The sequence below is a fragment of the Enhydrobacter aerosaccus genome, from assembly GCF_900167455.1.
GTDB classification, from domain to species: domain Bacteria; phylum Pseudomonadota; class Alphaproteobacteria; order Reyranellales; family Reyranellaceae; genus Reyranella; species Reyranella aerosaccus.
Genome location: NZ_FUWJ01000001.1, coordinates 216,283 through 242,179, shown reverse-complemented (window position 1 = coordinate 242,179; position 25,897 = coordinate 216,283). Strand labels below are relative to the sequence as shown.

Annotated in this window: 20 protein-coding genes; 3 read left to right on the top strand and 17 right to left on the bottom strand. The window is 66.3% G+C overall.

What is annotated here, in order from left to right; genetic code table 11:
- Positions 1-39: 39 nt before the first annotated feature.
- The 11 genes from B5D62_RS01080 to B5D62_RS34315 all read right to left on the bottom strand — a co-directional run bounded on the left by B5D62_RS01080 (position 40) and on the right by B5D62_RS34315 (position 17,471).
- Positions 40-978 (bottom strand): DUF2493 domain-containing protein, encoded by a 939-nt coding sequence (locus tag B5D62_RS01080; RefSeq protein ID WP_085933455.1) that lies wholly within the window; start codon positions 976-978, stop codon positions 40-42.
- Positions 979-1,278: 300 nt separating this feature from the next.
- The gene (locus B5D62_RS01075; RefSeq protein ID WP_085931987.1) at positions 1,279-2,328 is read right to left on the bottom strand and encodes a DUF7146 domain-containing protein; all 1,050 of its coding nucleotides are present in this window, start codon (positions 2,326-2,328) and stop codon (positions 1,279-1,281) included.
- Positions 2,329-2,338: 10 nt separating this feature from the next.
- Positions 2,339-6,661: a strawberry notch family protein gene (locus B5D62_RS01070; RefSeq protein ID WP_085931986.1), complete on the bottom strand. Its 4,323-nt coding sequence runs from the start codon at positions 6,659-6,661 to the stop codon at positions 2,339-2,341.
- A 289-nt stretch (positions 6,662-6,950) separates the two neighbouring features.
- Complete coding sequence (locus B5D62_RS01065) at positions 6,951-7,844, bottom strand: JAB domain-containing protein (protein WP_231714684.1); 894 nt, start codon at positions 7,842-7,844, stop codon at positions 6,951-6,953.
- 200 nt (positions 7,845-8,044) lie between these two features.
- Complete coding sequence (locus B5D62_RS01060; RefSeq protein WP_085931985.1) at positions 8,045-10,162, bottom strand: ParB/RepB/Spo0J family partition protein; 2,118 nt, start codon at positions 10,160-10,162, stop codon at positions 8,045-8,047.
- A 175-nt stretch (positions 10,163-10,337) separates the two neighbouring features.
- On the bottom strand, positions 10,338-10,595 hold the full coding sequence (locus B5D62_RS01055; protein WP_139373684.1) for a hypothetical protein: 258 nt from the start codon (positions 10,593-10,595) through the stop codon (positions 10,338-10,340).
- Between the two features lie 368 nt (positions 10,596-10,963).
- Positions 10,964-12,142, bottom strand: a complete 1,179-nt coding sequence (locus tag B5D62_RS01050; RefSeq protein WP_085931983.1) for an adenylate/guanylate cyclase domain-containing protein — start codon at positions 12,140-12,142, stop codon at positions 10,964-10,966.
- 391 nt (positions 12,143-12,533) lie between these two features.
- Positions 12,534-13,382: a pantoate--beta-alanine ligase gene (panC, locus tag B5D62_RS01045; protein WP_085931982.1), complete on the bottom strand. Its 849-nt coding sequence runs from the start codon at positions 13,380-13,382 to the stop codon at positions 12,534-12,536.
- Positions 13,383-13,456: 74 nt separating this feature from the next.
- Positions 13,457-15,136: a flavin-containing monooxygenase gene (locus tag B5D62_RS01040; protein WP_085931981.1), complete on the bottom strand. Its 1,680-nt coding sequence runs from the start codon at positions 15,134-15,136 to the stop codon at positions 13,457-13,459.
- Between the two features lie 51 nt (positions 15,137-15,187).
- Complete coding sequence (locus B5D62_RS01035; RefSeq protein WP_085931980.1) at positions 15,188-16,843, bottom strand: flavin-containing monooxygenase; 1,656 nt, start codon at positions 16,841-16,843, stop codon at positions 15,188-15,190.
- A gap of 88 nt (positions 16,844-16,931) precedes the next feature.
- Positions 16,932-17,471 (bottom strand): CoA transferase, encoded by a 540-nt coding sequence (locus B5D62_RS34315; RefSeq protein ID WP_419188773.1) that lies wholly within the window; start codon positions 17,469-17,471, stop codon positions 16,932-16,934.
- 274 nt (positions 17,472-17,745) lie between these two features.
- On the opposite strand from B5D62_RS34315, the gene B5D62_RS01025 reads away from it, so the two are divergent.
- Genes B5D62_RS01025 through B5D62_RS01015 form a run of 3 tightly spaced genes read left to right on the top strand, consistent with a single transcriptional unit; the run spans position 17,746 to position 20,599 of the window.
- Positions 17,746-18,897, top strand: a complete 1,152-nt coding sequence (locus B5D62_RS01025) for an acyl-CoA dehydrogenase family protein (protein ID WP_085931979.1) — start codon at positions 17,746-17,748, stop codon at positions 18,895-18,897.
- 5 nt (positions 18,898-18,902) lie between these two features.
- Positions 18,903-19,394, top strand: coding sequence for a hotdog family protein (locus B5D62_RS01020; protein ID WP_218190900.1), 492 nt, complete (start codon positions 18,903-18,905; stop codon positions 19,392-19,394).
- Positions 19,391-20,599: a CaiB/BaiF CoA transferase family protein gene (locus tag B5D62_RS01015; RefSeq protein WP_085931978.1), complete on the top strand. Its 1,209-nt coding sequence runs from the start codon at positions 19,391-19,393 to the stop codon at positions 20,597-20,599. Before B5D62_RS01020 ends, B5D62_RS01015 begins: the two co-directional genes overlap by 4 nt.
- Before the next feature lie 121 nt (positions 20,600-20,720).
- On the opposite strand, the gene B5D62_RS01010 is transcribed toward B5D62_RS01015, so the two are convergent.
- The 6 genes from B5D62_RS01010 to B5D62_RS00985 all read right to left on the bottom strand — a co-directional run bounded on the left by B5D62_RS01010 (position 20,721) and on the right by B5D62_RS00985 (position 25,892).
- The gene (locus B5D62_RS01010; RefSeq protein ID WP_139373683.1) at positions 20,721-20,912 is read right to left on the bottom strand and encodes an ATP-binding cassette domain-containing protein; all 192 of its coding nucleotides are present in this window, start codon (positions 20,910-20,912) and stop codon (positions 20,721-20,723) included.
- Positions 20,913-21,003: 91 nt separating this feature from the next.
- Entirely contained in the window at positions 21,004-21,420 is a 417-nt protein-coding gene (locus B5D62_RS01005; protein WP_170920730.1) for a Zn-ribbon domain-containing OB-fold protein, read from the bottom strand.
- Positions 21,420-22,568 carry a thiolase C-terminal domain-containing protein gene (locus B5D62_RS01000; RefSeq protein WP_085931975.1) on the bottom strand — a complete coding sequence of 383 codons (1,149 nt, stop codon included), beginning with the start codon at positions 22,566-22,568 and terminating at the stop codon, positions 21,420-21,422. Before B5D62_RS01000 ends, B5D62_RS01005 begins: the two co-directional genes overlap by 1 nt.
- Before the next feature lie 31 nt (positions 22,569-22,599).
- Positions 22,600-23,697 (bottom strand): acyl-CoA dehydrogenase family protein, encoded by a 1,098-nt coding sequence (locus tag B5D62_RS00995; RefSeq protein WP_085931974.1) that lies wholly within the window; start codon positions 23,695-23,697, stop codon positions 22,600-22,602.
- 2 nt (positions 23,698-23,699) lie between these two features.
- Positions 23,700-24,905 carry an acyl-CoA dehydrogenase family protein gene (locus B5D62_RS00990; protein ID WP_085931973.1) on the bottom strand — a complete coding sequence of 402 codons (1,206 nt, stop codon included), beginning with the start codon at positions 24,903-24,905 and terminating at the stop codon, positions 23,700-23,702.
- A gap of 147 nt (positions 24,906-25,052) precedes the next feature.
- A complete protein-coding gene (locus B5D62_RS00985) occupies positions 25,053-25,892 on the bottom strand; it encodes an NUDIX hydrolase (RefSeq protein ID WP_218190899.1) in 840 nt (279 codons plus the stop codon).
- Positions 25,893-25,897 lie beyond the last annotated feature (5 nt).

Genomic DNA, 25,897 nt, shown 5'->3' with positions numbered 1-25,897 from the left:
GGATCGACCAATTTGAACGCGGTTGAGGCAGGCGGCGCTTTACGCGCCGCCCTCGCCGAATTGCCACACCGGAATGCCGAGCTTCCTCGCCTTGTCGGCCAGGTTTGCCTGGATGCCGCTGCCCGCGAACACCATGACGCCGATCGGCAGCACCTCGAGCAGGGCGTCGTTGCGCTTGAACGGCGCCGCCTTGGCGTGCCCGTGCCAGTCCGGCTTGAAGGCGATCTGCGGCACCTTGCGATGGTCGGCCCAGCGGGCGGCGATGCGCTCGGCGCCCTTGGGCGAGCCACCGTGCAGCAGCACCATGTCGGGATGCTTGGCGTGGACCTGATCGAGCTTCGCCCAGATCAGCCGATGGTCGTTGTAGTCGAGCCCGCCGCTGAGCGCGATCTTTGGGCCCTTGGGCAGCAGGACCTCGGTGTCGGCGCGACGGCGGGCGGCGAGGAAGTCGCGGCTGTCGATCATCGTTGCGGTGAGCGTGCTGCGGCTGACCATCGAGCCGGTGCGCGGCCGCCAGGCTGAGCCGGTGTGACGCTCGAACTGCTCGGCGGCCTGGTCGCGGAACAGTTCCATGGCATTGCGCCGCTCGATCAGCGTGATGCCCTGGGCGGTCAGGCGTTCGAGCTCGACCGAGCGCACCTCCGAGCCGTTCTGCTCGCGCTGGCTCTTGTGTTGCGCCTGCTCGTTGCCGTCGAGCTCGCGCTCGACGCGGTCGACGGCACGGTGGAAGAGGTTGACGGTCGACCACAGCAGGCCTTCGAGGTCGGGCTCGAGGCGGGTGTCGCTCAGCGTCGCGACCAGGGCGTCGAAGATGTCGGCGACGGCGCCGGCGACGGCGTTGCCCTCGGGCAGCGGCCTGGGGTCGGGCTCGTCCTCGAAGGGACGCCAGGCGTAGAGCTGCAGCTCGCTGAGGACGTGCTCGGTGGGAGATGCGGTATGTGCGGACTCGAGATCGGGATCGTCGCGGTCGGTGGTCATGATGAGGTCCTTTGCCGGATCGGCCGCGCCCATCGCGGCCTTCGTGGGCGCCGAGAGACGGCAGGCGGACCGGGTCTGCACCGCGGAGCGGCCGGAGCGCCAGCGGAGGACGGCAGAGCGCGGCTATTTTGCTTCGCGATGCAAAGGCGCGTCAGCGCCGGCGGAAAATAGCCGCGCTCTGCCGTTGCAGAAGCCGGGCCGCCTGCCGTCCGATCGCCCCCACAAGGCCGGGCGCGGCCTGTCCTGGCGGCCCAGGATCTCATCCTCGCCGACCGCGACGATTGCGGCCTTGCCCGCCTGTCACCCCGTCCCGGCCATCATCGGATCGCAGAAGTACTGGGCGTCCCGCGGCGCGAGTTGACGCCACAGGGCTGCCCTCAGGTCGTCAACGCCGAAGGCGCGCAGGTCGTCGTTGAAGTCGCCGAGCCTGGGCGAGAGCGTGATCGCCTCGATCCTGGCCTCCTGGGCGCGAGTGCTGAGCGTCACCGCCGCGCGGTCGCCAGCCGCATCGGTGTCGCGCGCGATGTACAGCCGGCGCAGTGTTGCGGGGAGCAGCAGGGCGGCGAGGTGATTGGCCGAGAGTGCCGCTGCCATGGGCATGGTCGGCAGGGCGCATCGCAGCGACAGCATGGTCTCGATGCCCTCGCCGGCGGCGAGCACGTCGTCAGCCGGGCCGAAGCGCACGGCATTGCCCAAGAGCTCGCCCATTGCCCGGCGTGGTGTACCGATCGGCGCCTTGCCGCGACCGGAGCGGTCGAGCCAGGTGCGATGCACGCCAGTGATGCGGCCGTCGAGATCCGTGATGGACGCGACCATGGCCGGCCAGGCCTCGGTCGGGGAGTGCTCGTCGGGACGATAGTAGCAGCGCGGATGGAAGCGCAGGGCCCCACTATGGTGCACGGTCATGATGCTTCGCTCGTGCAGGTATGCCTCCGCGAGCGTGCCCGCGAGTGGGCATGATATGGCGAACAGCCATCGGGCAGACTCGGGCGAGCCACGGCGTGCTGGCCTCGTGTGTTGCGACACCAGTTGGCACTCGGGCTTGGGCAGGGCGAGGAAGCGTCGCGCCTCCTCGGCGACATCGCGAAAGTCGATGAGACCGCAGCTCTCGCGGATCACGTCGAGGAGATCGCCATATTCTGCCGTTGCGGCATCGGTCCAATGCCCGGCGGCGCCAGGACCGGATTCCGGCCCGCTGAGCCGGACGAACATCGACCGGCCGGGTGTGTTGTGCACATCGCCGACCAGCCAGTAGCGGCCCTGGCGACGGCCGTTGGAGAGATAGTGGCGGCACACGGCCTCGGCGTCGCGCGCGAGGCAGCGCGCCAGATCGGCGGCGGATTGGGCCATGGTCGCCTCCTCATGCCGCCCGCTCGGCAACCCGCCGCAGCGGGTGCCGCTCGCGCAAGGCTTCGAGGATGGCGGGGCCGTTCGCGCCGGTCGGCACGAACAGGCGGAGCTTCCAGGCGATGATCTCCGACATCAGCCCCATCGCCTTCAGCCGGTCGAGCATGCCGTCGCTAAATCCATCGAGCTCGACGCGGCGGACACCCATGACCAGTGCACGGCGCAGTGACAGCCCGTCGTCGAGCGTCAGCACGGCACCGCGCTCAAAGACGGCGGTCCACGCGTCTTCGGCCGAAAGCTGCGGCGTCTCGCCGACGGCATCGGCCACCCAGGCCGCGGAGACCTGCCGGCCGATGACGCGCTGGCCGTCATCGGTTTGAAGGCGCCAGACGCGGCAGCCTTCCTCGGGCAGGCGCCGCCAGATAGGCAGAAGCAAGCCGGTCACCATGTACAGGTGGCTCTCGGCGAACGCCGGCAGCTCCGCGATCTCCGCCTGCCACGCTTCAGCGAATGCAGCCCTGTCAGCCTCCTCCCAGGCTGACGTGGCGAGCGAGTCGGCGGCGAGAGCCGGGCGCTCCATCGGGCGCACGAGGCGAACCCGCCGCTCGATGGCACCGTCATCGAGCATCACGCTCGGCGCCGAGACCTGAACGGCAGCACGGTGGGACTTCGCGTTGACCAGCAGGCGGCCCCGTTCGCGGGCCAGGTCGAGAGCCTGGTCGAGCGCCAGAGGCCGGTTGCGATCGCGGCGCAGGATGGTGAGCGCGTGAGTCTCGGCACCCGTGCCGGCATGGCTGTAGATCGTGCGGCGATCGACGATGCGGAGCGAGTCGGCCACGACCGTCTCGACGCCCCGGTCATAAGCGCCGGAGGCGATGGCGCCCTCGATCTTGGCGCGCAGCAGCGCCTCGAAGGCCTCGAACAGGGTGTTCTGCAGGCCGATCGTGAGCGCGAGCAGCCGGTTGAGGAACTGCGCGATCGAGGGCAACTCCTCGCGCAGCGAGCCGTCGCGGTCAGTGAGCGAAAGTCCGGTCGCCGCCTCGAAGCGCTGCAGCGAGCAGCCCTCGACCTTGCCGGCGTAGAGCAGCGTATAGAGCTGGCGCAGCGCCGCGCGGGCATAAGGGCTCTCCAGATTGTCCTCGGGCCGGAACAGGCCCTGCCCGCCAGTCTGCCGCTGGCCGCGCGTGATCGCGCCCAGCGTATCGAGCCGGCGCGCGATCGTGCTCAGGAACCGCTTCTCGGCGGCAACGTCGGTGGCGATCGGCCGGAACAGCGGCGGCTGCGCCTGGGCCGTTCGGTTGGTGCGGCCGAGGCCTTGGATGGCGGCATCGGCCTTCCAGCCGGCCTCCAGCAAATAGTGGACCCGCAGCCTCTGATTGCGGGCCGCAAGATCGGCGTGATAGCTGCGGCCCGTGCCGCCTGCCTCTGAGAACACCAGGATGCGCTTCTTGTCGTCCTGGAACGCTGCAGCCTCGGCAAGGTTGGCCGAGGGCGCCCGTGTCTCCACGGCGAGCCGGTCGTCCTTGCGCACGATGCGGCGGGTGCGGCCCGTCACTTCGGCCACCTGCTCGGTGCCGAAGCGCTGCACGATCTGGTCCAGCGCGCCGGGCACGGGCGGCAGGGCTGCCAACTGCTCGATCAGCCGGTCACGCCGTTCGATCGCCTCGCGGCATTGCACCGGCTGGCCGTCGCGGAACACCGGGCGCGACAGAAGGTTGCCCTCGTCGTCGGTGTACTCCTCGAAGAGCTGCGTCGGGAACGAATGGGCGAGATAGTCGAGCACGTACTCGCGCGGCGTGATGTCGACGGCGATGTCGTTCCATTCGGACGTCGGGATGTCGGCGAGGCGCCGTTCCATCAGCGCTTCGCCGGTCGACACGATCTGCACGACGGCCGCGTGGCCCTTGGCGAGATCGCGCTCGATCGAGCGGACCAGGGTCGGGGTCTTCATGCTGGTGAGCAGATGGCCGAAGAAGCGCTGCTTGGCGGCTTCGAAAGCCGAGCGCGCCGCCGACTTGGCCTGCGCGTTGAGGGTACGCGACCCGCCCTCGCCAGCGCCCGTGATGTTGGCGGCCTCCAGCGCGGCGTTGAGATTGTTGTGGATGATCTCAAAGGCGCCGGCATAGGCGTCGTAGACACGCCGCTGCTCGTCGCTCAGCGCGTGCTCTAAAAGCTCGTACTCGATGCCGGCATAGCTGAGCGACCGGGCGGCGTAGAGACCGAGGCTCTTGAGGTCGCGCGCCAGGACCTCCATTGCCGCGACGCCACCCGCCTCGATCGCCTCGACGAACTCCGCACGGGTGGCGAAGGGGAAATCGTCCCCGCCCCACAGGCCAAGCCGCTGGGCATAGGCGAGGTTGCGCACCGTCGTGGCGCCGGTCGCCGAGACATAGAGCACGCGGGCGTCAGGCAGCGCGTGCTGTAGGCGCAGGCCGGCGCGGCCCTGCTGGGACGGCGCCTGCTCGCCGCGCTCGCCTCTGTCTCCCGCCGCATTCGCCATGGCGTGGGCCTCGTCGAACACGACCACGCCGTCGAAGCCCGGGCCCAGCCACTCGAGGATCTGGTCCAGCCGCGAGAGCTTGCCGTCGCGTTCGGCCGAACGCAGCGTGGCATAGGTCAGGAACAGAATGCCCTCGTGCAGCCGGATCGGCCTGCCCGGCCGGAAGCGCGACAGGGGCTGCACGAGCAGGCGCTCCTGGCCGAGCACCGACCAGTCGCGCCGGGCGTCCTCGATCAGGGCATCGGACTTGGAGATCCACAACGCGCGACGGCGGCCGCGCAGCCAGTGGTCGAGGATGATAGCGGCAACCTGGCGGCCCTTGCCGCAGCCCGTGCCGTCGCCAAGGAAGAAGCCGCGGCGGAAGCGGACCGCATGCTCGGTCGCGTCGGGCGCGGCCGAGAGCGTGTCGAAGGTCTCATCCACGGTCCAGGCGCCGGCGAGCAAGCCCGAATGGGCCTCGCCGGCATAGATCACGGTCTCGAGCTGAGCGTCGGACAGCGCGCCCTTGGCGACAAGACCGGGCGCCAGCCGCGGCCGGTAGGAGGGCTCAGGGGGCGCCACCGACGCCATGGCGGCCGATTGCACGAGCGGGGTCGGATGCGGCTGAGCGCCGGCAATCCGGATCGATTGCAGCGCATAGGGTTCATAGAGCGACTCGGTGAGCCGGCCGGTCTCGGTCGGGCGCCAATCGGTGGTCTCGCAGCCGACCTCCTCGAACTCGGTGTCGGCGACGGCAAACAAGACGGAGCGCGAACCAGCCGTACGGGCGATACACGTCGGCGCACTGCACGGTGCGGCCGCTGGCGTGACAGTGCCACCGACGGACAGCCGAGGCGGCACCGACGCGACCACCCACGCCAGCAGGGTCGCTACGTCGTTGGCCATGCCAGGCGAAGACGGGAAGCCCTTCGGATCATCGGCTGGCCGCTTGTCGATGACGAAGAGCCGAGTCGGCATGCTCGTGCCGTGCCGCGCGTAGACAGCGCCATCGACTGCCGCCATGAAGACGAGGCGGGCTCGCTCCTGCAGGCGCACGAAGGCGTCGCGCCAGGCGGGATGATCAGGGGACAGATTGGCGCCGGTGATGGCAACCAGGCGCCCGCCGTCGCTGAGGCGCGCCAGTGCCGAGCGAAGGTGCCTGAGTGCCGCATCGGCGACGCGGCCGTCGACGTGCGCGGCGGCCGAGAATGGCGGATTCATCAGCACGACGCTCGGCTGCACGCCGGCATCAAGATGGTCGTGAATGTGCGCCGCGTCGAAGCGGGTGACGGGAACCGCCGGGAAGAGGAGATCGAGCAGGCCTGCGCGCGTGTCCGCCAGCTCATTCAGAGCAAGCCCGGCGCCTGCCAGCTCGGCGAAGATGGCGAGCAGGCCCGTGCCGGCAGAAGGTTCCAAGACATGGTCGGACGGTGTGATGGCAGCAGCAGCGCTAACCGCAAGGCCAAGTGCAATCGGCGTGGAGAACTGCTGAAGGGATTGGCTCTCCTGCGAGCGGCGGGTATGGCTGGGCAGGAGAGCGGCGATCTTGTCCAGCATCGCCAGCTGCGCCGCCGGGGACGCCGCACGCGCTCGCATGGCCGGACCGAAGCGGCGCAGGAAGAGCACCGTCGTCGCCTCGCAGGCATCGTAAGCGGCCTTCCAGTCCCACAAGCCTTCAGCATCGGAGCCGCCGAAGGCGTGTTCCATCGCAGCCCTCAGGGCTGCGGCATCGATGCGCCGGCCACGCGCAAGATCATTCAGGAGATGCTCGGCGGCGCCGAGAAGCGCGGTAGCGGTATTGGACGCAGGCGTGCTCGGAGTGGCAATCACGCTGGCCGCAGAGACGGGAGTCGTCATGGAGGAGACCTCGGGAGAGCGGGAACGGGTCGAGCCGATGGGCGCTCTCTCTTCGACCCGACCGGCTCACTTCCGTCCCGGCAGGCCTCTCCCTCTCATCACGACGCGATCACCACTCCGAAACAAGAAGCGCCCGGCACAAAGCCGGGCGTGAATGGTGAGATCGATCCGAAACGGACGGGATGGCCGTGGCCATACCGGCGCATTCGTTAGATCAGTCGGCCAACCTGTCGGCTTGGGCAGGGCAAGCCGCGCTAGCTGAGGCCGCCCGAATTAATGCGGGCCCGCATTAAAGCAATCCGAGAGACTTGAACGACGCGTGCTTGCCGTGACCGATCACGACGTGGTCGTGCAGTTCAACCTCAAGAGAGTTGGCCGCTACCTTCAATTGACGCGTCGTCTCGATGTCTTCCCGGGACGGCTTGGGATCACCCGACGGATGATTGTGCACAGCGATGAGAGCGGAGGCGTTGAGGATCAAGGCGCGCTTCATCACCTCCCGCGGGTAAACGGGCGTGTGACTGACCGTGCCGCGTTGCTGCACCTCGTCGGCGATGAGAGTGTTCTTGCGATCAAGAAACAGGATTCGAAACTGCTCGATCTGCTGGTACGCCATTGCCGTCTGCAAGTAGGCGATCAGCGCCGGCCAATTGCTGAGGACGGGGCGGCTGCGCACTTCGGCTCTGGCCATGCGGCAGGCGATTTGGTGGACAAGGCGCAATACGGCGATGTCACGTCCACTCAAGCCGAATGTGCGAAGCTGTGACGCTTCGGCCGAGATGACATGCCCAATGCTGGGAAAGTGCTGCAAGAGGGCAGATGCGCACGCCGTACCATGCGAAGAAGCCAGCAATCGCGCGAGCAAATCCTGGTCTGCGGTCTCTTCCGTCGGCAGGACAACAACGCTGCCGTCCTTGAGGTAAGCTTGGCCGCCGCGGACACGCGCCTTCGCTTGTGCGGATTCTGTCGTGGATGAAGGGTCGCACCCACCATCCGTCTCACTGTGACGGTGAGCGTCTTCCATGGCGGCACGCACCGCGCCGGCGTGGATGCGCGGGTCTCGTTGGAGACCGGGAGGAATACGCTGCGCCGCCTCGGCGACGCACTTGGCGGGATCGAGCGTAGGGGCGACTCGAACGGATGCGGCCGCACGAGCGGCCGCCGTGGTGACGACAGCAGTCATGAGGAAGACCTCGGAAGAGCTGGGAAGGGACAAGCCGGTCGGCGCTCTCTCGGCCTGATCGGCTCACTCCCTTCCCGGCAGGCCTCTCCCTCTCGCGGCGGCGGTCACTGCCCTCAAACAATGGCGCCCGGCACGCGGCCGGGCGCCAAGGCGTGGATCGATGAAGAACCAAGGACGGGGACGCCGTCCCGACGTGATCGTTATTCGGCCGGTTGCTGAGGTCGCTCCTCCGATGCATCGGCCGTGGCGTCGTCGCTGGTCAGGAACTCCGGCAACGCCTCGCCCCGTGCGGATGGCTCGTCGGCCTCCGACTCGGCAGTGGCGATGCGCAGCGGTTCAGGCAGCCACCCGGAGCCATCGAGCAGCCGCTCGGCCTCCTTCGCCATGTCGGCTTTCTTGAGATGATCGATGAGCCCGGCCGCCTGCTCGCCTTTCGCCTCGCGCACGGCTTCGAGGATGCGGGGCTTGGTCACGCGGCCAAGGTAGTTCTCGACAGTCGGTCGCCAGCCGGCGGCGACCATGTCGAGGCCGACGGCCGCGGCCAGCCTGTCGGCCTGCGCCAGTCGACAGCGCAAGCCGTGCTCGCTGAGACCCGCGCCATAGCGGCCAACCCGCTCGTAGAGGGCGTTGACGCCGAACGACACGCAATGGGCCAGGAGCTGAGTCCGCCTGTCGTCGTCGAGGGCTGCGAGCCAGTTCCAGAGGGCTCCCTCCTCCGTCGGCAATTCGGCCTTCCATGCCTCGTGCCGCTCGGCGACGGCCTTGGCCGACGCGGTATCCCTGAGGTCAGAGGCCTGAACGGCGAAGAAGACATGGCCGACGGAGGCCTCGAGACAGGCAGGAGACGTGCTGTGCTCGAAGGCATCCAGACACAGCTTGTGCAGGAGCGCCGTCATGGCGACCTGCGGATCGTTAGCAACGGCGTTGCGCAGGGCAAGCGTGCGGTGCGCCGTCAGTTCCATGAGGAGCCGCTCCGGCAATGGCCGGATGGCTTCGTCATCCTCGGCTTCTACCTCCGGCTGGTGTCCAAAGGTGATGACCGTGCCCTGATCGACCGTCGTGCACGGCGATTGGGCAGATGACGCGCCGGAGTCTGCATGTTCCGTTTCCTGCCCATCGGCGTCCCTCCGATGCTCATCCTCAGGCCGAACGTAGCCGCGGTCGACCGAAAGTCTGCCGTCACTGTCGATGCCGATGAAGGCACCGGCTCGGGCGATCTCGGCGGGATCGTAGGTCACTGGCCGATCGTCGAAGGCGGCCAGCTCCGTCTCGATCTCGCCCAGCCGCTGGTCCACCTCGTCGGGCAGTTCGTCGGCGTTGTGGTATTCGGCCTCGAGCCGGGCGTACTCGGCATTCAGGGCGTCGATGGTGGCTTGCTCGTCGGCAGAGAGGTCGGCTTGCGCGCCCTTGAGCTTGCGCATTCGGTGCGTGTGGCCGTAGGGGAAGTCGACGGCGACCTCGATCCACTTCCAGCCCTCGCCCGCGATAGCCTGGGCGTCGGCCTTCAGCTTCTGGGCGACCAGGCCGTCGAGCAGACCCAAGTCCTCCAGCCAGCCGCCGTGGTCCTGCTCGAACAGGTCGCGGAGAACGACACCGCCCGCCGCCTCGTAGGCGTCGACGCCGACGAAGCGCACGCGCTTGTCGCAGGCTCGTACTGAACGTTCCGTCAGCATACGGCGGATCTGGTAGGGATCCTGGTTGTACGAGTGCTGCACCGCCTCCCAGACCTGCTCCTGCCGTGGGTGGTCGCTGGTCACTGCGAAGGCCATGAGCTGCTCGAGCGACATGCCGTCTTCGGCATAGAGGTCGAGCAGCTTTGGCGAAACGGAGACCAGCCGCAGGCGCTGCATCACGACATTGACGCTCACAAAAAAGGCGGCGGCGATATCCTCCTCCGACCGCCCCTTCTCGCGCAAAGCCTGGAAGGCGCGGAACTGGTCGAGCGGATGCAGCGGGGCGCGCTGGACGTTCTCAGCCAGCGAATCGTCCTCGGCGAGGATGTCGGCAGGAGCCTCACGAACGACGCAGGGTACAGGCGCGGTCTTGGCGAGGCGCTTCTGCTGCACCAGGAGCGCGAGTGCGCGATAACGGCGTCCGCCCGCCGGCACCTCGAACGTGCCGTTCTCCTTGCCCTGGGAGTCGAGCACCGGTCGGACGTTGAGGCTCTGCAGGAGCCCGCGTCGGGCGATGTCCTCGGCCAGCTCCTCGATCGAGAGCCCAGCTTTCACGCGCCGGACGTTAGACTGGCTGGGCATAAGCTTGTTGAAGGGAATGTCGCGTGAGCTGCTGAGCGTGATCTTCCATGTGGTCTTGGCCATGTCGATGTACTCCGCGACGGACGGCCGAGAGACTCTCTCTCGACCTCCCAATCCGTCACGGAACTCGGCACGGCCCTCTCACTCTTCCTACACGCATCAGTGTCAAGGCCTCAGGGACTACTGACCTGCCGCTGTCGCGCTCACTACATGCGCATAACCGGAGATCCGGCCTGCATCAGGCACTTCTTCCAACACGAGATCGTTTGCGATCCATTTCTTCTACGACCTTCAGGCAAATGTCAGCTGCCTTCCGATAATTCTCGGAAGCAACGAGCGACCGCTCGGCGCTCTGCGCAAATAGCTTCTTTGCACGTTCGGACGATACGAAATCAGCCATCGTCAAAGCCTTTGCCGCCTCATCTCCGTGCTTCTTTGCTTCAGCCCAAGCTTTTGTATAGGCGTCGATCGCACGCTTTAGATCGAACTCTTTCATGTCGCTCCTCATGTTCTCATGATTGGCTCGAACACCGCCTCCACTGACTTCATCTCTTATGAGGAGAATAGGAGGGTTCGACTTGATACATCTCAATCGATGTTGAGGAATCGCATCGCCCCACTAGACTCTGCATGCGTGAGACCGAGACGGCCACGATATCGCTTCGCATCATGGCAAGTCGAAATGACCGTCGTCGTCGGAATCCGGCTGACCATGTCGAGCAGGAACGTTGCAACTCTTTCCTCTGCCCTGCTCGTCGGCGCCGGCGACAATCATCCGTGAGGACGTGAGGACGTGAGGACGTGCGGACGCGCTCAAGCACGTCACCGGCCATATCGGAGCGCCCCACCGTCCCTATACCATTCTCAGTGGCTGCAGCCTGGAGCCAGGCCAGTGATCGTGTAAAGATTTACCGGCTTCGCGAAGCCCTTTAGCTCATGTGGACCAAGGGCCACGACTCGGCCTGCGCTGATCAATCGGGCAAAGCCCTGAGACATCAACAGAGGCTGGGCGGTGGTGCTGCAGATTCCCTGCAGGCGGCTCACCAGATTGACGTCAGGACCGATCAAGGTGAAATCGAGCCGGTGACCGTAGCCGATGTTGCCATAGCTAACCATGCCGTAGTGCAAGGCTATGCCGGCGCGCAGTTCGGCATCCGGTACACTCAACCCTCTTAAGCTGTCGAGCGCAGCCAATGCGCCCCGCAGAGCGGCAGCGCAAGCTGCCGATGCATCTTCACGGTAGAAAAAGGCGAGCACGGCATCTCCCATGAACTTTATCACCTCGCCGCCCACTTCATTGACCGCAGGAATCACGCAGTCGAAGTATGCATCCAGCAGCTCGAGGACACGTTCGCTGGGCAGACGATTGGAGAGCTCAGTGAAGCCGCGCAGGTCGCAGAGCATGAGCGCGGCTTCGAACGTTTCGACCTCGCCTCGACGCACACGGCCTTCGAGGATGCGGCGCCCTGCAAGAGTGCCGAGGTAAGTATCCAGAAGCGTGCGCTCTACCTTTCGCAGGGTGCGAAGCTCACAGGCATTTCGCAGTGCTGGAACGATCCGATACAAGGCGGCCCGCTGGGCTGCAGTGAATCCATTGCTGGACGTCGTGGCGAAGGACACAGCGCTTGGCAATGCATCTGAACTGCACAATGGCAGGATGACGAATTCTACCAAATGGCGACCTTTGAATATATCGATCTGGGTCCATGATTCGTCCTTCTGCGTCCCTACCCGCAGAACGAGGGGCTCCTCCGTCTCCAAGACCCGCCGGACCGGATTGTCGAGGTAGGCGGACGAGCGCACAATGTCGTATCGTCTAGCATAGATTCGCGCCGGCTCATTGGGCGCCCACACAATCGTGTGGCCGATGATCTCAGGATGCAGCGTACGCAAATACAGGCCAACGTGGTCTAGCGGTAGACCAGCTGCCCTGAGCCGACGACCGAGCTCGTCTGCCAACCCGGCGTCGTCGAGTGCGTAACACTCGTCTCCAGCCAGCCATTCAATCAGCGTCGACGGGCCGGCATCAGTATCTCGTTCCATCGTGCGTTCTCAACAGCAAATGGATGTAAGCGGCGCTGACAGTAGTCCCACCCTCGCAAGCGGGTGGCCGCCATGCGCTTTACCCATAGCTCGTCGCCCCTGGGCCGACATGAGAGTTTCGACCGACCGGACCTTGTCCCCATCGATGACGGCGATGGTCGCCAATCCCGTTGCCGCCGCCCTTGCCGTCGACTGGCTCGTGTCGGATACAGCTCGGATGTGCCCCACTTCCACCCGGGCCGAGTCCGTCGAATGAGTTGGAAGTGGTGTTGTCTCCTTCCATCGCACTTCCTTTTCGTCCCGCAGATGCGCGTGCTGGTCGTGCTCCTGTTCCACCATCCCTGCAGTGACGTAGAGACCGCGGAGGCTCGAGGGCTCGCCAATAGGCCGCTCAAACCGCGACGTTGTCGATCAGCCGCGTGCGGCCGAGCCGGGCCGCCGCTGCAATCCGCGCCGGGCCCGCGACACGTTCGATCGGCGCCAGGCTCTCGGCATCGACGACATCGAGATACTCGACCTTGTCGAAGCCGGCGGCGAGCAGCGCCTGCGCCGACTCTGCCGCTGCCTTGGCGCAGGGCGTGTGGCCGTCGCGCACGTTGGCCGCGAGCGCGGTGAGCTCGCGATACATCGCACTGGCGGTCTTGCGCTCGCCAGGCGACAGGTAACGATTACGCGACGACATGGCGAGCCCGTCGGGCTCGCGGACGGTCGGCATGCCCACGATCTCGATGGGCATGGCAAAGTCGCGCGCCATGCGCTTCAGCACCTGGAGCTGCTGGTAGTCCTTCTCGCCGAAATAGCCGCGGTCCGGTATGGCCATCATCAGGAGCTTGCATACGACCGTGGCGACGCCCTGGAAGTGGCCGGGCCTGAAGGGCCCGCACAGCCCGTCGGTCAGATCGGCCACCGTCGCCGTCGTGAGCTGCGGGCTAGGGTACATCTCCCCCACACCAGGCGCATAGGCGATGCGGCAGCCCGCTGCCTCGAGCTTGGCGAAGTCGCCCGCTTCGTCGCGCGGATAGGCGGCGAAATCCTCGTTCGGTCCGAACTGCGTCGGATTGACGAAGATCGAGGCGACCGGCACGTCACCGTGATCGAGCGCACCCTGCACCAGGCTCGTATGGCCCGCGTGCAGCGCGCCCATGGTCGGGATCATGCCGATGGTGCGGCCGGCAGCACGGAACTCGCCGACCGCGCGGCGCAGATCGGCAACGGTCCGAACGACTGCGAGATCTCTCATGCCGTCGATCCTCGTACGCTACGCCCGTAGGGGCATGCTGTTCGGTCCTGTCGCCTAACCCGTCCGAGGACGAGTTAGCTCACGGCCCTGCCGCCCCTTCCCAGCAGCGCGCCGGACAAGGATGGCGCCGCGGAGGTGAGGACGATCCCCTCGTAGCCTTTCTGCTCGACCTCGATGATGCGGGCCACGTACTTCGGAGCGCCGCCGTTGTAGACGAAGTAGCGGATCCTGCCGTACTCGTGGCCGGGGACGTTCGAGTTGTAGCCGGTGAACCAGGACTTGGCCTTCCGCATCAGCATCGTCGCGTACATCTGCGTGACGTGGGCGGTCCAGCTTTCTTCCGCCTCGCGCGTCGCCTCGGCGCGCATGTAGCCATGCCCCCACATGTGCTCGAGCAGGTCGGTGCACCAGTTGACGCCGGTCTCGATGCCACGCGGGTAGTTGGTCGAGGCGGAGCCGCTCTGCGGCCCGGCCGGCATCAGAAGGTTCGGGAACCCATGGATGAGCATCCCGAGGAACGTCGACGGTCCGTCCTTCCACTTGTCGTGCAGCGTCTCACCATCGACACCCCGGATGTCGATGTGATCGAAGGCGCCGGTGATCGCATCGAAGCCCGTGGCGTAGACGATGATGTCGAAACCGTAATCGCGCTCGGTGGTGCGCAGGCCGGTCTCGGTCACGCGCACGATCGGCGTCTCGCTGATGTCCACGAGATGCACGTTGGGCCGGTTGTAGGCCTCGAAGTAGTGGGTCTCCATCGGGACCCGCTGGACGCCAAAGCCGTGATCCCGGGGGATGAGCTTCTCCGCGACCACGGGGTCCTTCACCCGCCGGCGGATGCGGTCCGCGATGTACTCGGAGAACTCCGCGTTCGCGTCCTCGTTGGTGAAGATCTCGCGGAAGTTCCGCAGCCAGATCGCAAAGCCGGGTTGGTCGTAGAGCTGGTCCCAAAGCTTCAGCCGCTCCTCGCGCGAGACCTCGTAGAAGCCGCGCCGGTCCGGCTCGTGCTCGAAGCCGCCCGGCGTGCGTGCGCAGGTCGCGAAAATCTCTTCGTAGCGCGCGCGAATATCAGCCATCTCCGCTTGGGAGATCGGCCTGTTGTTCAGCGGCGCGCTCCAGTTGGGCCGCCGCTGGAACACTGTGAGTTCACCGACCTTGTCTGCGATTTCCCCAATCACCTGGATGCCCGTAGCGCCCGTGCCGATGACCGCGACCTTCTTGCTGGCGAGTTCGACCGGCTCGCGTGGCCAGTACAAGGTATGGAACGAGCGGCCCTTGAAGCTGTCCATGCCCTCGAATCGCGGCAGGGTCGGAATCGACAGCAGGCCCAGCGCCATGATCACGAACCGGCAGGTGACTTCACGCCCGTCCGCGATTTTCAGCCGCCAGAGATTGTGCGCCTCGTCGTAGTGCGCCGCCTCCACCTTCGCGTCGAACTGCATGTATTTGCGCAAGTCGAACTTTTCCGCGACATAGTTCAGATAGCGCAGGTTCTCCGGCTGGCCCGAGAACCGCTCCTTCCAGTGCCACTCGTTCAGCAATTCCTTCGAGAACGAGTAACCATAAGTGTAGCTCTCCGAGTCGAAGCGGGCACCGGGATACCGGTTCCAGTACCATGTCCCGCCGAGATCCGGCGCGGCCTCGAGCACCGTTGCGCGCACCCCGAGGTCGGCCAGCCGCTTGATCTGATAGATCCCGGCCACGCCAGCACCGATGACGATAGCCTCATAGTCCGGTTCGTTCCTGTCCCTCATGCGCCACTCCCGTTCCGCCGCGTTGACAAAATCGACGCCGCTGCTTCGGCGTCACGCCACCGGCGCGCCTTGCCGGGTCAGCCTGAACCCTTCGTACCCGCTCGCGGCGACGGCGTCGCAGCGCCGCTTGTAGGCGTCGAAGCCGCCGACATAGGGCATGAACACCCGCGGCTTGTCCGGGATGTTGGCCCCGAGATACCAGGAGTTGGCGAGCGGATAGAGCGTACTGTCGGCCACGGCATTGACGTGCTGCACCCAGGCGGCTTCGGCTTCGACCATCGGTTCGATGCGATCGAGGCCATGTCGGCTCATGTGATCGAGGCAGCCGGCGATCCAGTCGGTGTGCTGCTCAATCGAGGCGATCATCTGCGTCTTCACGCCAGGGCTGCCAGGGCCAGTGATGATGAGCATGTTGGGGAAACCGGCAACCATCAGCCCGAGATAGGTCAATGGGCCACCGGCCCATCTGTCCGCCAGCGTGGCGCCGTCGGTGGTGCGAATGTCGATCTCGCGCAACGCGCCCGTCATGGCATCGAAGCCGGTGGCGAAGACGATGGTGTCCAGTTCGTACGCCACGCCGCTGGCGGTACGCAGGCCGTTCGGTGTGATCTCCCCGATCGGGTCGCTGCGCACGTCGACGAGCGTGACGTTGTTGCGATTGTAGGTCTCGTAGTAACCGGTATCGAGGCACAGCCGCTTGGTTCCGATCGGATGGTCCTTCGGCGCCAGCAGTTCAGCCGTCCTGGGGTCCTTGACGATGCTGCGAATCTTCTCGCGCACGAACTCCGAGGCCGTGTCGTTGGCCTCCTTGTTCACCAGCAGGTCGGTGTAGCTGTAGAGGAAGCTGATGCTGCCGCCTTCCTGCCACTTCGCTTCATAAGCGGCGCGGCGCTCCGCGGGTGTTGCTTGCAGCGCCGACCTGGTCGGCTTCGGATAGCCGGCGATAGCGAACGGTGTGTCGTAGGCGGCGCGCCGGCGGGCCGGATACTCGGCCTTATGGCGGCGCTCGCGCTCCGGATCCATCGGCGCGTTGCGCGCCGGCAGGCTGAAGTTCGCCGTGCGCTGGAAGACATGCAGGTGACTCGCCTGCCGGGCGATGATCGGAATCATCTGGACGCCCGACGAGCCGGTGCCGATGACGCCGACTCGCTGGCCGCTGAAATCGACGCCCTCGTGCGGCCAGAGCCCGGAGTGGTACCACTTGCCCCGGAAGTCGCGCAGGCCCCTGAATTCGGGCACGCGCGGCGTCGAGAGATTGCCAGCGGCCATGATGCAGAAATGCGCCCGCACGACGTCACCCCTGTCCGTCGTCAATGTCCAGTCGTTGGCTTTGCTGTCGAACAGCGCGGACATCACGCGGGTGTTCAGTTGCACATCGCGGCGCAGGTCGAAGCGATCGGCAACGTGGTTGATGTAGCGCAGGATTTCTGGCTGGGTGCCGTAGCGTTCCGGCCATTTCCACACCTGCTGCAGGTCGTCGGAGAAGGAATAGGAGTACTCGAGGCTTTCGACGTCGCAGCGCGCGCCCGGATAGCGGTTCCAGAACCAGGTGCCGCCAATGTCCGACCCGGCCTCGAAAGCGCGCACGCGCAGGCCCATGCCGCGCAGGCGGTGGATGGCGTACAGCCCGGCCAATCCGCCCCCGACAATGGCGACGTCGAGCCGGGTCAAGATACGCCCATCAGGAAGGGTCGACGCGTCGGGCATGCTGGATCCTCCGAAGGTTACAGTCCGCGCATCACTGCGTTTGCGGGACTGCATATGAACGATCATTCATTAGAATTTATATTAGCGCCTACAGCGAGGTGGTGCTATTCGGCTGACGCATGGCAGCACAGCGCGATGTTGCGACGGGCGCCACGAAACGCGAATTATTCGACGATCCGGAAATCGTCGTGCAACCGTCGCAGCGCAGCCGCCGTCGTCGCCGATCAGGTTGGACGGCGGCAAAGGCGGTGGGCCTTGCGTCCAATATGATGCAGCGCGCCGGTCCGTGCGATGTGGTTAGTGCGATGTAGTTGAGGTCGTGCCCGGCGGGCGCGAACGCCCCCTCTTGCCCCCAACCCGTCATGCGCCCGTAGGCAAGTCGCGGAGCGTGCGCGAGGCATTCCTCAGGCCCGAGGCCGAGCCGCTTGGCGACACCGGACCGGAGACCCTCGATCAGCGGCCACCAGCCGCAGCGCGAGTCCGCGTGCGGGCGGCAGCTTGAGGTCGAGCGCGAGGGCGCGCCGCCCGCGCAGGGTGAGTTCGTACTTGAACGGCTGGCGCATGCCAGTTCGGGCGGATCCGGCCGGTCGATGCGCAGCACGGTCGCGTCCGTGTCGGCCGGCAGCATCGCCGCCATCGGCCCCGGGCCAATGCCCCCAAGGTCAACCCACCTTCAAACCGGCCAGCGAACCCATAATCTTCTCCCGTGCTTCGCACAGCTCCCGCCGGCCAGCGCCAATGGACGAGATTACGAGCGACGTTCGGCAGGAACCCACGCAGCGGGCGTCTCGCAGTGACGCCGGGGCCTTTGACAGCGACCGCACGCCGCGTTCAGCATACCGAACAAGCTGCCAGATACGGCACACCACCCAGCGGCCAGTCACAACGAGGAGGAAACGGGCGTGTCCTTTACCCTGACCGAGGAGCAACTCCAGGTCCGAGACTTGGTGCGTCGCGTCGCGCGCGAACGCGTGGCGCCGCGCGCTGCGGCCATCGACGCCAGCGGCGAATACCCGCAGGACATGTTCGACCTGCTGCGCGAGCTCGGCTTGTTTACTCTGCCCTTCCCGCCCGATTATGGTGGCTCGGGCAGCACGCTCGCGGGCTGCCTCGCGGTCGAGGAGTTGGGCCGGGTCTGCTACAACACCGGCTATCTGCTGGTTGTGCAGTGGGTACCGCTCGGCACCATCCTTGCCAGCGGGACGCCGGAGCAGAAGGCGCGGCTGCTGCCCGGCCTCGCCTCTGGCGCGCTGCGAGCCGCCTTCTCGCTGACCGAGCCGCAATCCGGCTCCGACGTTGCCGGCATCCGCACTCGCGCGCGACCCGACGGCGACGGCTTCGTGCTGAACGGCGGCAAGATCTGGTGCACCAACGCCGCGGTGTCGGACTTCGTTCTGGTCGGCGCGCGGCTCGAGCGCGATGACAGCCCGGCCGAGGTCAATTTCTTCATCGTCGAGCGCGACCGCCCGGGCTTCCGCGTCGACCGCAAGGAAGAGAAGATGGGCGCCCGCGGTGTCCCTTCCTCGGCGCTGTTCTTCGACGACGTGCGGCTGCCGAAGGAGAACCTGCTCGGCGGTGGCGCGGGCGGCTTCCGCTCGGTGATGGAGGCGCTGAACAAGTCCCGCCCTATCGTCGCCGCCCGCGCGGTCGGGCTGGCGCAAGGCGCGATGGATCACGCGATCGAGTTCGCCCGCGGCCGCCGCGCCTTCGGCGAGACCGTCTCCAACTACCAGGGTATCCGCTGGATGATCGCCGACATGGCGATCCAGATCGAGGCGGCGCGGCAGCTCACTTACGCGGCTGCGGCGGCGGTGGATGCCGGTAAGACGGGCGCTGAGATGGCGAGCCTCGCCGCCTCGGCCAAGTGCTTCGCCAGCGACGTAGCGATGAAGGTGGCCACCGATGCGGTGCAGATATTCGGTGCCTCCGGCATCTCGAACGAGTTCCCGATCAACCGCTATTTTCGAGATGCGAAGGTGGTGCAGATCATCGAGGGAACCAACCAGATTCAACGCAATATCGTGGCGCGCAACCTCATCGGCAAGGCGGAGTGACGAGCATGGCGAAGGACGTGGGCGGGCTGCCCTATGTGGGGCTGGCCCTCTGCTACGAAGAACTGACGATTGGGCGACGCTTCCGCACCATCGGTCGTACGGTGACCGAGGCCGACATCGTGAGCGTCATCAACCGCACCGGCATGGCCGAGGTGCTGTTCATGAACCTCGACTTCCTCATCCGCGAGAGCGACATCAAGGGCCGCGTCGCCCCCGGCGCGTTCGGTCACACCTTCGCCGATGGATCGCCGATGCAGGCCACCATGCAGCACACCGGCTTTGCCTTCCTCGGCACGGACCTGAAGACCGAGAACCCGCTCTTCGCCAGCGACACCATCCATGTCGAGGTCGAAGTGATTGAGGCGCAGCTGTCGCAGAGCCGCCGCGGACCCGTGCGCACGCGCAACCGCGTCGTCGGCAGGACGGCACCGTGGTTGTCACCTACACGCCGTTGCGCATGGTCAAGTGTCGTAGCGCCGGTGGGGCCTGAGGCATGAGCGAGGCCGGCGGCGGGCCGCTGGCCGGCGTCAGGGTGATCGACCTGACGAGCGCCGTGCTCGGCCCGGTGGCGACGCAGATCCTCGGCGACATGGGCGCTGAGGTCGTGAAGGTAGAGCCGCCGCAGGGCGACACCATGCGCCAGGTCGGCCCGACGCGCGGGCGCGACATGGCGGTTATGTTCCTCAACATCAACCGCAACAAGCGCAGCGTCGTGCTCGACCTGAAGCGGGAACAGGCGCGTCGTGCGCTGCTGCGGCTGATCGACGGCGCCGACGTGCTCGTGCACAACATGCGGGTCGGCGCCGCCGAGCGGCTCGGCCTCTCCTATGCCGCGCTGGCGCAGCGCAACCCGCGGCTCATCCACGCCAGCGCCACCGGCTTCCGTAAGGATGGGCGGCATCGAGACCGCCCGGCCTTCGACGACGTGATCCAGGGCATGAGCGGCCTCGCCGCGCTCAACGCCATGCGCGACGGTGGCGAGCCTCGCTACGTGCCGAGCGCCATCGCTGACAAGTTCTGCGGCCATGTCCTCGCCTCCGCCGTCGCTATGGCGCTCTACCGGCGCGAGCGCACCGGCCGCGGGCAGGAGGTGCATGTGCCGATGCTTGAGACCATGATCTCCTTCAACCTCGCCGAGCATCTCTGGGGCGGGGTGCTGGACGACCCGTCCCTCGGCCTCGGCTACGGGCGCATGTTCACACCCTATCGGCGGCCCTTCCCGACCAGCGACGGGCATTTGTGCCTGATGGCCAACTCCGACGACCAGTGGCAACGGCTGCTGGTCGCGCTCGGGCGGCCGGACCTCGCTGAGGATCCGCGTTTCGCCCGCCTCGCGCAGCGCGCGCTCAACATCGGCGCCCTCTATGCCATCGTCGAGGAGTTGATGCGCACCCGCAGTACCGCCGAGTGGCAGGCGCGCCTCGATGCCGCCGACGTGCCGAACGGGCCGGTTCACGGCCTCGCCGACCTGCTGGAGGACGACTACCTCGCAGAGACCGGCTTTTTCCGGCGTGTCGAGCACCCTTCAGAAGGGCGGATGCTGGTGACGGCAGTGCCGGTGGATTTCTCCGAGTCGCCCGGCGCGGTGCGCCTGCTGCCGCCGCGCCTTGGCGAGCACACGGGGGAGGTGCTGCGCGAAGCGGGGCTGCCGGAGGCAGAGATCTGCGATCTCATCGGACGGGAAACCAGCGGCGGCCAATGACACGCGGCCGCCAATGCGGGGAGGCCGGCGCGCAACAGGGAGGGAAGTGTTCAGGCGCCGTTCCTCGAGCTGCGGGAAGTAGTGATAGACCTTCTCAGGGTCGTCGGCGATCTGGCGGCGCTTACGCGTGGATGAAGGCGCCGATCAGCAGGTTCTCCTCGACCGTGAGATGGCCGAAGCAGTGGCGGCCCCCCATCACCTGGATGACGCCGCGCCGCGCCAGGTCGTTGGGCGTCAGCCCGTCGACGCGCTCGCCGCGGCACAGGATCTTGTCCTTGGTGACCTCGCCACGCTCGGCGAGGAACAGATTCAAGATAGCCTTCAGGGTCGTCGACTTGCGCATTCGCGCAAGCGGAGCTAGCGCGTCCGGCAACTCAGCTTCGCGATGCCGTGGTTCAGGCGGCCTAGCCCGGGACCAGGTAGGGCAGGGTCAGACCTTCCTTCACCGTCTCGAACGCGACGCGTACAGGCAGGCCGATGCGCAGATCCTCGAGCCGAGTCCCGCGCAGCTGCGCGTTCATGCGCACGCCTTCCGCCAGGTCCACGGTGGCGAGGGTATAGGGCAGATCATCGCGGAAGCCGGGATGGAAGGGGTGGTGTGTGACCGTCCAGCTATGCACCGCACCGCGACCGGACGATTCGATCCACTCCACCTCCATGGAATGGCAGACAGGACACATCGGCTGCGGGTAGTGCCGCATCCTGCCGCAGCTGCGGCACCTCTGCAGCAGCAGTTTGTGCTCGTTCAGCCCTTCCCAGTACGGGGCGCTGTGCGGCGTGGGCTCGGGTACAAGCTTATTGTATGTCTCGGTCGCGCTCATCATCCCCTCCGCATGATGGCGACGGAACCGTCGCCCATGTCGCCATAGCCGGTGACGAGACCGACCTCGGCTCCGGCCACCTGTGCCTTCCCGGCCTCGCCGCGAAGCTGGCGCACCAGCTCCGTGATGTGGTTCATCCCGACCATATGCGCCTGTGAGAGCAGACCACCATGCGTGTTCACCGGGAGCTTTCCGCCGAGGCGTATGGCGCCACTTTCGACGAAGGGGCCGCCTTCCCCCTTCTTGCAGAATCCGAGATCCTCCAATTGACAGAGCACGATGTAGGTAAAGCAATCGTAGATCTCCGCGACGTCGATGTCGGCGTGGGTCACGCCAGCCATGTCGAAAGCACGCGCCGCCGCCTTGGCGAGGCCGAGGCGCGTTATATCCGGACGTTGTGTGATCACGCTCGGCGAGTCGGGATGCCCTTCGGCGATACCCATAACCATGACCGGCGTCCTGCGCAGACCGCGGGCGCGCTCGATGCCGCTGACAACGATGGCGCAGGCACCGTCGCTCTCCAGGCTGCAATCCAGCAGCCGGAGCGGATCGGAGATCATGCGCGAGACTTGGTGGTCCTCGATGGAAATTGGTTTCGTCATGATCGCGTTGCCATTGAGGATAGCGTTGGCGCGCGTCGACACGGCGATCTCGCCGAACTGGCGGCTAGTCGTGCCGTAGAGCTCCATGTGCCGCCGCGCCATCGGCGCATAGAGCTGCGCCGGCGCGATGGCGCCGAGCGGCATCTCGAACTCCCCCACCAGCCGGAACTGCGGCATCTGCTGCACTCGGGCGCCGATGCGACCCTGGGAGGCGCCATTCCGACCTACCGGGATCAGCACATGATTGCAGATCCCGGCCGTGATGGCGGCAGTGGCGCACTGGACCGCGGCGACACAGCTTGCTCCGCCAAGCGGCGTGGTGGCGGAGAAGCGGAGATCGCCGATGCCGAAATTGGTGACGAGCTCCTCGGCAACGACAGCACTCCCGTAAGGGATCACTCCATCGATGTCGGAGGGACGGAGCCCCGCGTCCTCGATCGCCCGGAGCGACGCTTCGAGCTGCAACGATACGACGCTGCGACCCGACTCGCGGGAATAAGCGGTCTCGCCCACCCCGGTGATCGCCGCTTTCTCCCGCATTGACATGTGCTCTTCCCCTCCTGTTGCTCTGTCGCGTTCAGGCTCCGATCCAGCCCTGCGCCACCGCTGCGTCGTGCCGGCACCGCTCGGAAGTACCCAGCACCTGCCGGTCGAAGGTGATGCGCTTGAACTGGAAATGCAGGCCGAGCAGGTCGGTGAAGCCCATGCCGCCATGAACCTCGGTGGCCAGCCGGGCTACCTCGCGCGTGACCTCGGCCAGGTGCGCCTTGGCATGGTTCGCCGCAATCGCGGCTTCCTCCAGGATCGCATCCTGCGCATAGGCCGCGTACCAGACCATGGCGCGGCACGGCTCGAGCATGGCCGCCATGTCCGCGCACATGTATTTCACTCCCTGAAAGCTGCCGATGACCCGGCCGAACTGTACGCGCTCCTTGGCATAGGCGACGGCGCGGTCGAGCATGGCCTGCGCCGCCCCCAGCATGTCGGCCGCCAGCATCACCCGGCCCGCGTCGCGGACGCGCGCCGCCACCTGGAGCGGAGCATTGGACGCCTCCAGCACCTCGACGGCCGGCGTCTCCGCAAGGTCGAGGTCCACAAGCGGCCGTGTGCGATCGACGCTGCGACGCAGGGTGGCAGTGATGCCCGTTGCGTCAGCGTCGAGCAGCGCGGCGCGGCCATCCGCGAGGTAAACGAGGAAGTGTGTGGCGCCGCCGCCATCCAAGAGCCCATCCACTGCGCCGGAAAGCCGCCCGCCCTGGAGCCTGAGCGCAGCTCGACCGGTTTGCCCCGACAGCCCGCCGAGGCCAACGCCAATCCGCGTCTCGCCAGCGGCGATCCGGGGAATCCAGATCCGTCGCTGCACATCATCAGCGGCTGCCTGGAACGCCCGGACTGCCATCACCAGGGAGGCCGCGAAGGGCGTCGGAGCGGCGTGGAAACCCAACGCCTCGGCAACCAGCGCCGCGTCGAGAAGGCTGAGCCCGGCACCGCCATATTCCTCTGGCACCAGCATCGCATGCAGGCCGAGCTCGCCGAGCCCTTTCCACAGATCTGCATCGAATCCGTTGCCAGGTTCGGCCAGCCGGCGCAGGACGTCGGGGGGCAGCCGCGCTGACAGGAAACCCCTGAGAGAATGGTCGAAGAGCTTCTGATCTTCGGTCAGTCCGAAACGCATGTTCAGGCTTCCCCCGCTTTCGGTTCGCGCGGCAAGCCAAGTCCGCGCTCTCCGATGATGTTCTTCTGGATGTTCGAGGAACCGCCACCGATGATCAATCCGATGTCGTACATGTAGTCGATGTGCCAAGTGGTGGCCGGGTCATCCTCCGCCGCCTCACCCTGAGGCTCGTAGGCGAGCCCGGCGGAACCCAGCACGTCGACCGCCAGGGAGGTCAGCCGGTGCGCGAGCATCGTGCCGTGATACTTCACGATCAGGCGTCCGAGGCCTGAATCGACTCCCTCCGCCTGATCGGTCAACAGACGCAGATTGTGGTAGCGGGCCGCCATCACCTCGCCTTGCAGTCGCAGCAACCTGTCGCGCCATTCCGCGCAATCCAGAAGGCGGGAGCCGTCCGATCGCGGCTCCTGCATCATCCGGCGAATGGCTTCGAGACGGTGCTGCAGCTTGTTGGCATCACCGAGAAGCAGCCTTTCGTATTTCAAGGTGATGTTGGCAACCCGCCAACCATCGCCGCGCCCCATCACGATCTGGTCCACGGGCACGCGAACGTCGGTGAAGAAGGTCTCGTTGAACTCCGCCCGTCCTGTCATGGTGCGCAGCGGTCGAACCTCGATCCCCGGCGTGTTCATCGGAACCAGAAGGTAGGACAGACCGGCGTGCTTCGGCTTGTCAGGCTCTGTCCGGCAGAGCAGGAACATCATGTCGGCATAGTGGGCCGAGCTTGTCCAGATTTTCTGGCCGTTGATGACAAACTCTCCGTCCTGCACCGCCGCGCGCGTGTGCGCGGCGGCGAGATCCGAGCCGGATCCGGGCTCCGAGTAGCCCTGGCACCAGATAACCTCGCCCCGAATGGTAGGACCGATCCAACGCCGTTTTTGCTCCTCCGTGCCGACCTCCAGCAGTGTCGGCACCAGCATGCTGATGCCCTGGTTGTGGATGCCCGGCGAAACGCCGCTCCGGCCGAACGCGTCGGCGATGATCGCCACTTCGATGAGATCATGAGGGGCGCCGAAGCCGCCATACTCACGTGGTATGTTTCGGCCGAAATAACCGGCCTCGAGCAGCAGCGCCTGCCACTCCAGAACCTTCCTGTCGGGTCGCTTGCGCCCGCCGCCAGACCGGGGCGCGCGGTCGCGGTGCCGGGCAATGAAGGCATCCACTTCATCGCGTAGTGTCCGATGCTTTTCAGTCAGTGTCAGATCCATGGACATCCTCGCTGTGCGACCCTCTCGCCGGCCCGCCTTGAACGAATACTCTTGCGCGCTCTGCCGCGAGGGATCTGGTTCCGGAACCCCACACTGTACGGACCTGAGCCCGGAGCACGCGCAGGCCCGCCAGGGCGTTTTCGGGCGCTACGAGCTTCGCGTGCCAGCATCGAGCTTGTGTATCCGCGCATTCTTGCCGGAGCCGCTCGACACGAGAAACTCTCCGGCGCCATACCCCGCTTCGATGGGAATACGGAGGAGCCGCCCACCTTCCGCCGTACTGGCTTCCGGCCGGACGGTGACGATCCGGGATGCCCGAGCGGCGCCGAGTGCTTCAGCCACGGTTCGGTGTTGTCCGACCTTTTCCAGGTTCAACCGCGTTGGAAACAGAACCGTGTGGCGGCCGGCATCGGCGTCCTCGCACGCTTGACGTGGTGTCACCCAGACGGAGTCGACCGATTCTCTACCGTCGTGCCGCAGTAGGTGATCGAGCGGTGCCTCGGCGAGGAAGAAGTGGGTATCGAACCGCTTGGGCATGTGCAGCGGCGTTATCCAATGGGCGAAATGCACGAGCCGGTCGAAGGCCGCAACCAGATCTTCCCGCTCGATCATATCGGCGAAGCTTAGACTGCCCGCCTCGATTGCCTGCCGGTAGGTCGCTCCCAACGCCTCCGCCCGGGCGCCGTCCAGCAGCGGCCCACGAGTGGCCGTTCGGGCGAACAGCACGCCGCATTCCTCGAAGGCTTCCCGCGCCGCGGCCGCCATCACGTTCAGCATCTCGTCGCTGATTTGGTCAGCACCGTCCGCCAAGCGGCGCCATCGGGGATCGGCGTCGCCAGCGCTCGCGGAGCCGCCGGGGAACACCAGGGCTCCTGACGCGAACTCAATCTCGTGATGGCGAACCACCATGAAAACTTCCAGCCCATCTGCGCCGTCACGCGCAAGCATCAGCGTCGCGGCGGTGCGCGGCGTCACAGGTTCGGTCACGAGCA

What these genes read in the sequence shown, in the direction of transcription:
- B5D62_RS01080 (WP_085933455.1), bottom strand. Translation starts at nt 978, where the DNA reads ATGACCACCGACCGCGACGATCCCGATCTCGAGTCCGCACATACCGCA.
- B5D62_RS01075 (WP_085931987.1), bottom strand. Translation starts at nt 2,328, where the DNA reads ATGGCCCAATCCGCCGCCGATCTGGCGCGCTGCCTCGCGCGCGACGCC.
- B5D62_RS01070 (WP_085931986.1), bottom strand. Translation starts at nt 6,661, where the DNA reads ATGACGACTCCCGTCTCTGCGGCCAGCGTGATTGCCACTCCGAGCACG.
- B5D62_RS01065 (WP_231714684.1), bottom strand. Translation starts at nt 7,844, where the DNA reads ATGACTGCTGTCGTCACCACGGCGGCCGCTCGTGCGGCCGCATCCGTT.
- B5D62_RS01060 (WP_085931985.1), bottom strand. Translation starts at nt 10,162, where the DNA reads ATGGCCAAGACCACATGGAAGATCACGCTCAGCAGCTCACGCGACATT.
- B5D62_RS01055 (WP_139373684.1), bottom strand. Translation starts at nt 10,595, where the DNA reads ATGAAAGAGTTCGATCTAAAGCGTGCGATCGACGCCTATACAAAAGCT.
- B5D62_RS01050 (WP_085931983.1), bottom strand. Translation starts at nt 12,142, where the DNA reads ATGGAACGAGATACTGATGCCGGCCCGTCGACGCTGATTGAATGGCTG.
- panC (WP_085931982.1), bottom strand. Translation starts at nt 13,382, where the DNA reads ATGAGAGATCTCGCAGTCGTTCGGACCGTTGCCGATCTGCGCCGCGCG.
- B5D62_RS01040 (WP_085931981.1), bottom strand. Translation starts at nt 15,136, where the DNA reads ATGAGGGACAGGAACGAACCGGACTATGAGGCTATCGTCATCGGTGCT.
- B5D62_RS01035 (WP_085931980.1), bottom strand. Translation starts at nt 16,843, where the DNA reads ATGCCCGACGCGTCGACCCTTCCTGATGGGCGTATCTTGACCCGGCTC.
- B5D62_RS34315 (WP_419188773.1), bottom strand. Translation starts at nt 17,471, where the DNA reads ATGCTGCCGGCCGACACGGACGCGACCGTGCTGCGCATCGACCGGCCG.
- B5D62_RS01020 (WP_218190900.1), top strand. Translation starts at nt 18,903, where the DNA reads ATGGCGAAGGACGTGGGCGGGCTGCCCTATGTGGGGCTGGCCCTCTGC.
- B5D62_RS01015 (WP_085931978.1), top strand. Translation starts at nt 19,391, where the DNA reads ATGAGCGAGGCCGGCGGCGGGCCGCTGGCCGGCGTCAGGGTGATCGAC.
- B5D62_RS01005 (WP_170920730.1), bottom strand. Translation starts at nt 21,420, where the DNA reads ATGAGCGCGACCGAGACATACAATAAGCTTGTACCCGAGCCCACGCCG.
- B5D62_RS01000 (WP_085931975.1), bottom strand. Translation starts at nt 22,568, where the DNA reads ATGTCAATGCGGGAGAAAGCGGCGATCACCGGGGTGGGCGAGACCGCT.
- B5D62_RS00995 (WP_085931974.1), bottom strand. Translation starts at nt 23,697, where the DNA reads ATGCGTTTCGGACTGACCGAAGATCAGAAGCTCTTCGACCATTCTCTC.
- B5D62_RS00990 (WP_085931973.1), bottom strand. Translation starts at nt 24,905, where the DNA reads ATGGATCTGACACTGACTGAAAAGCATCGGACACTACGCGATGAAGTG.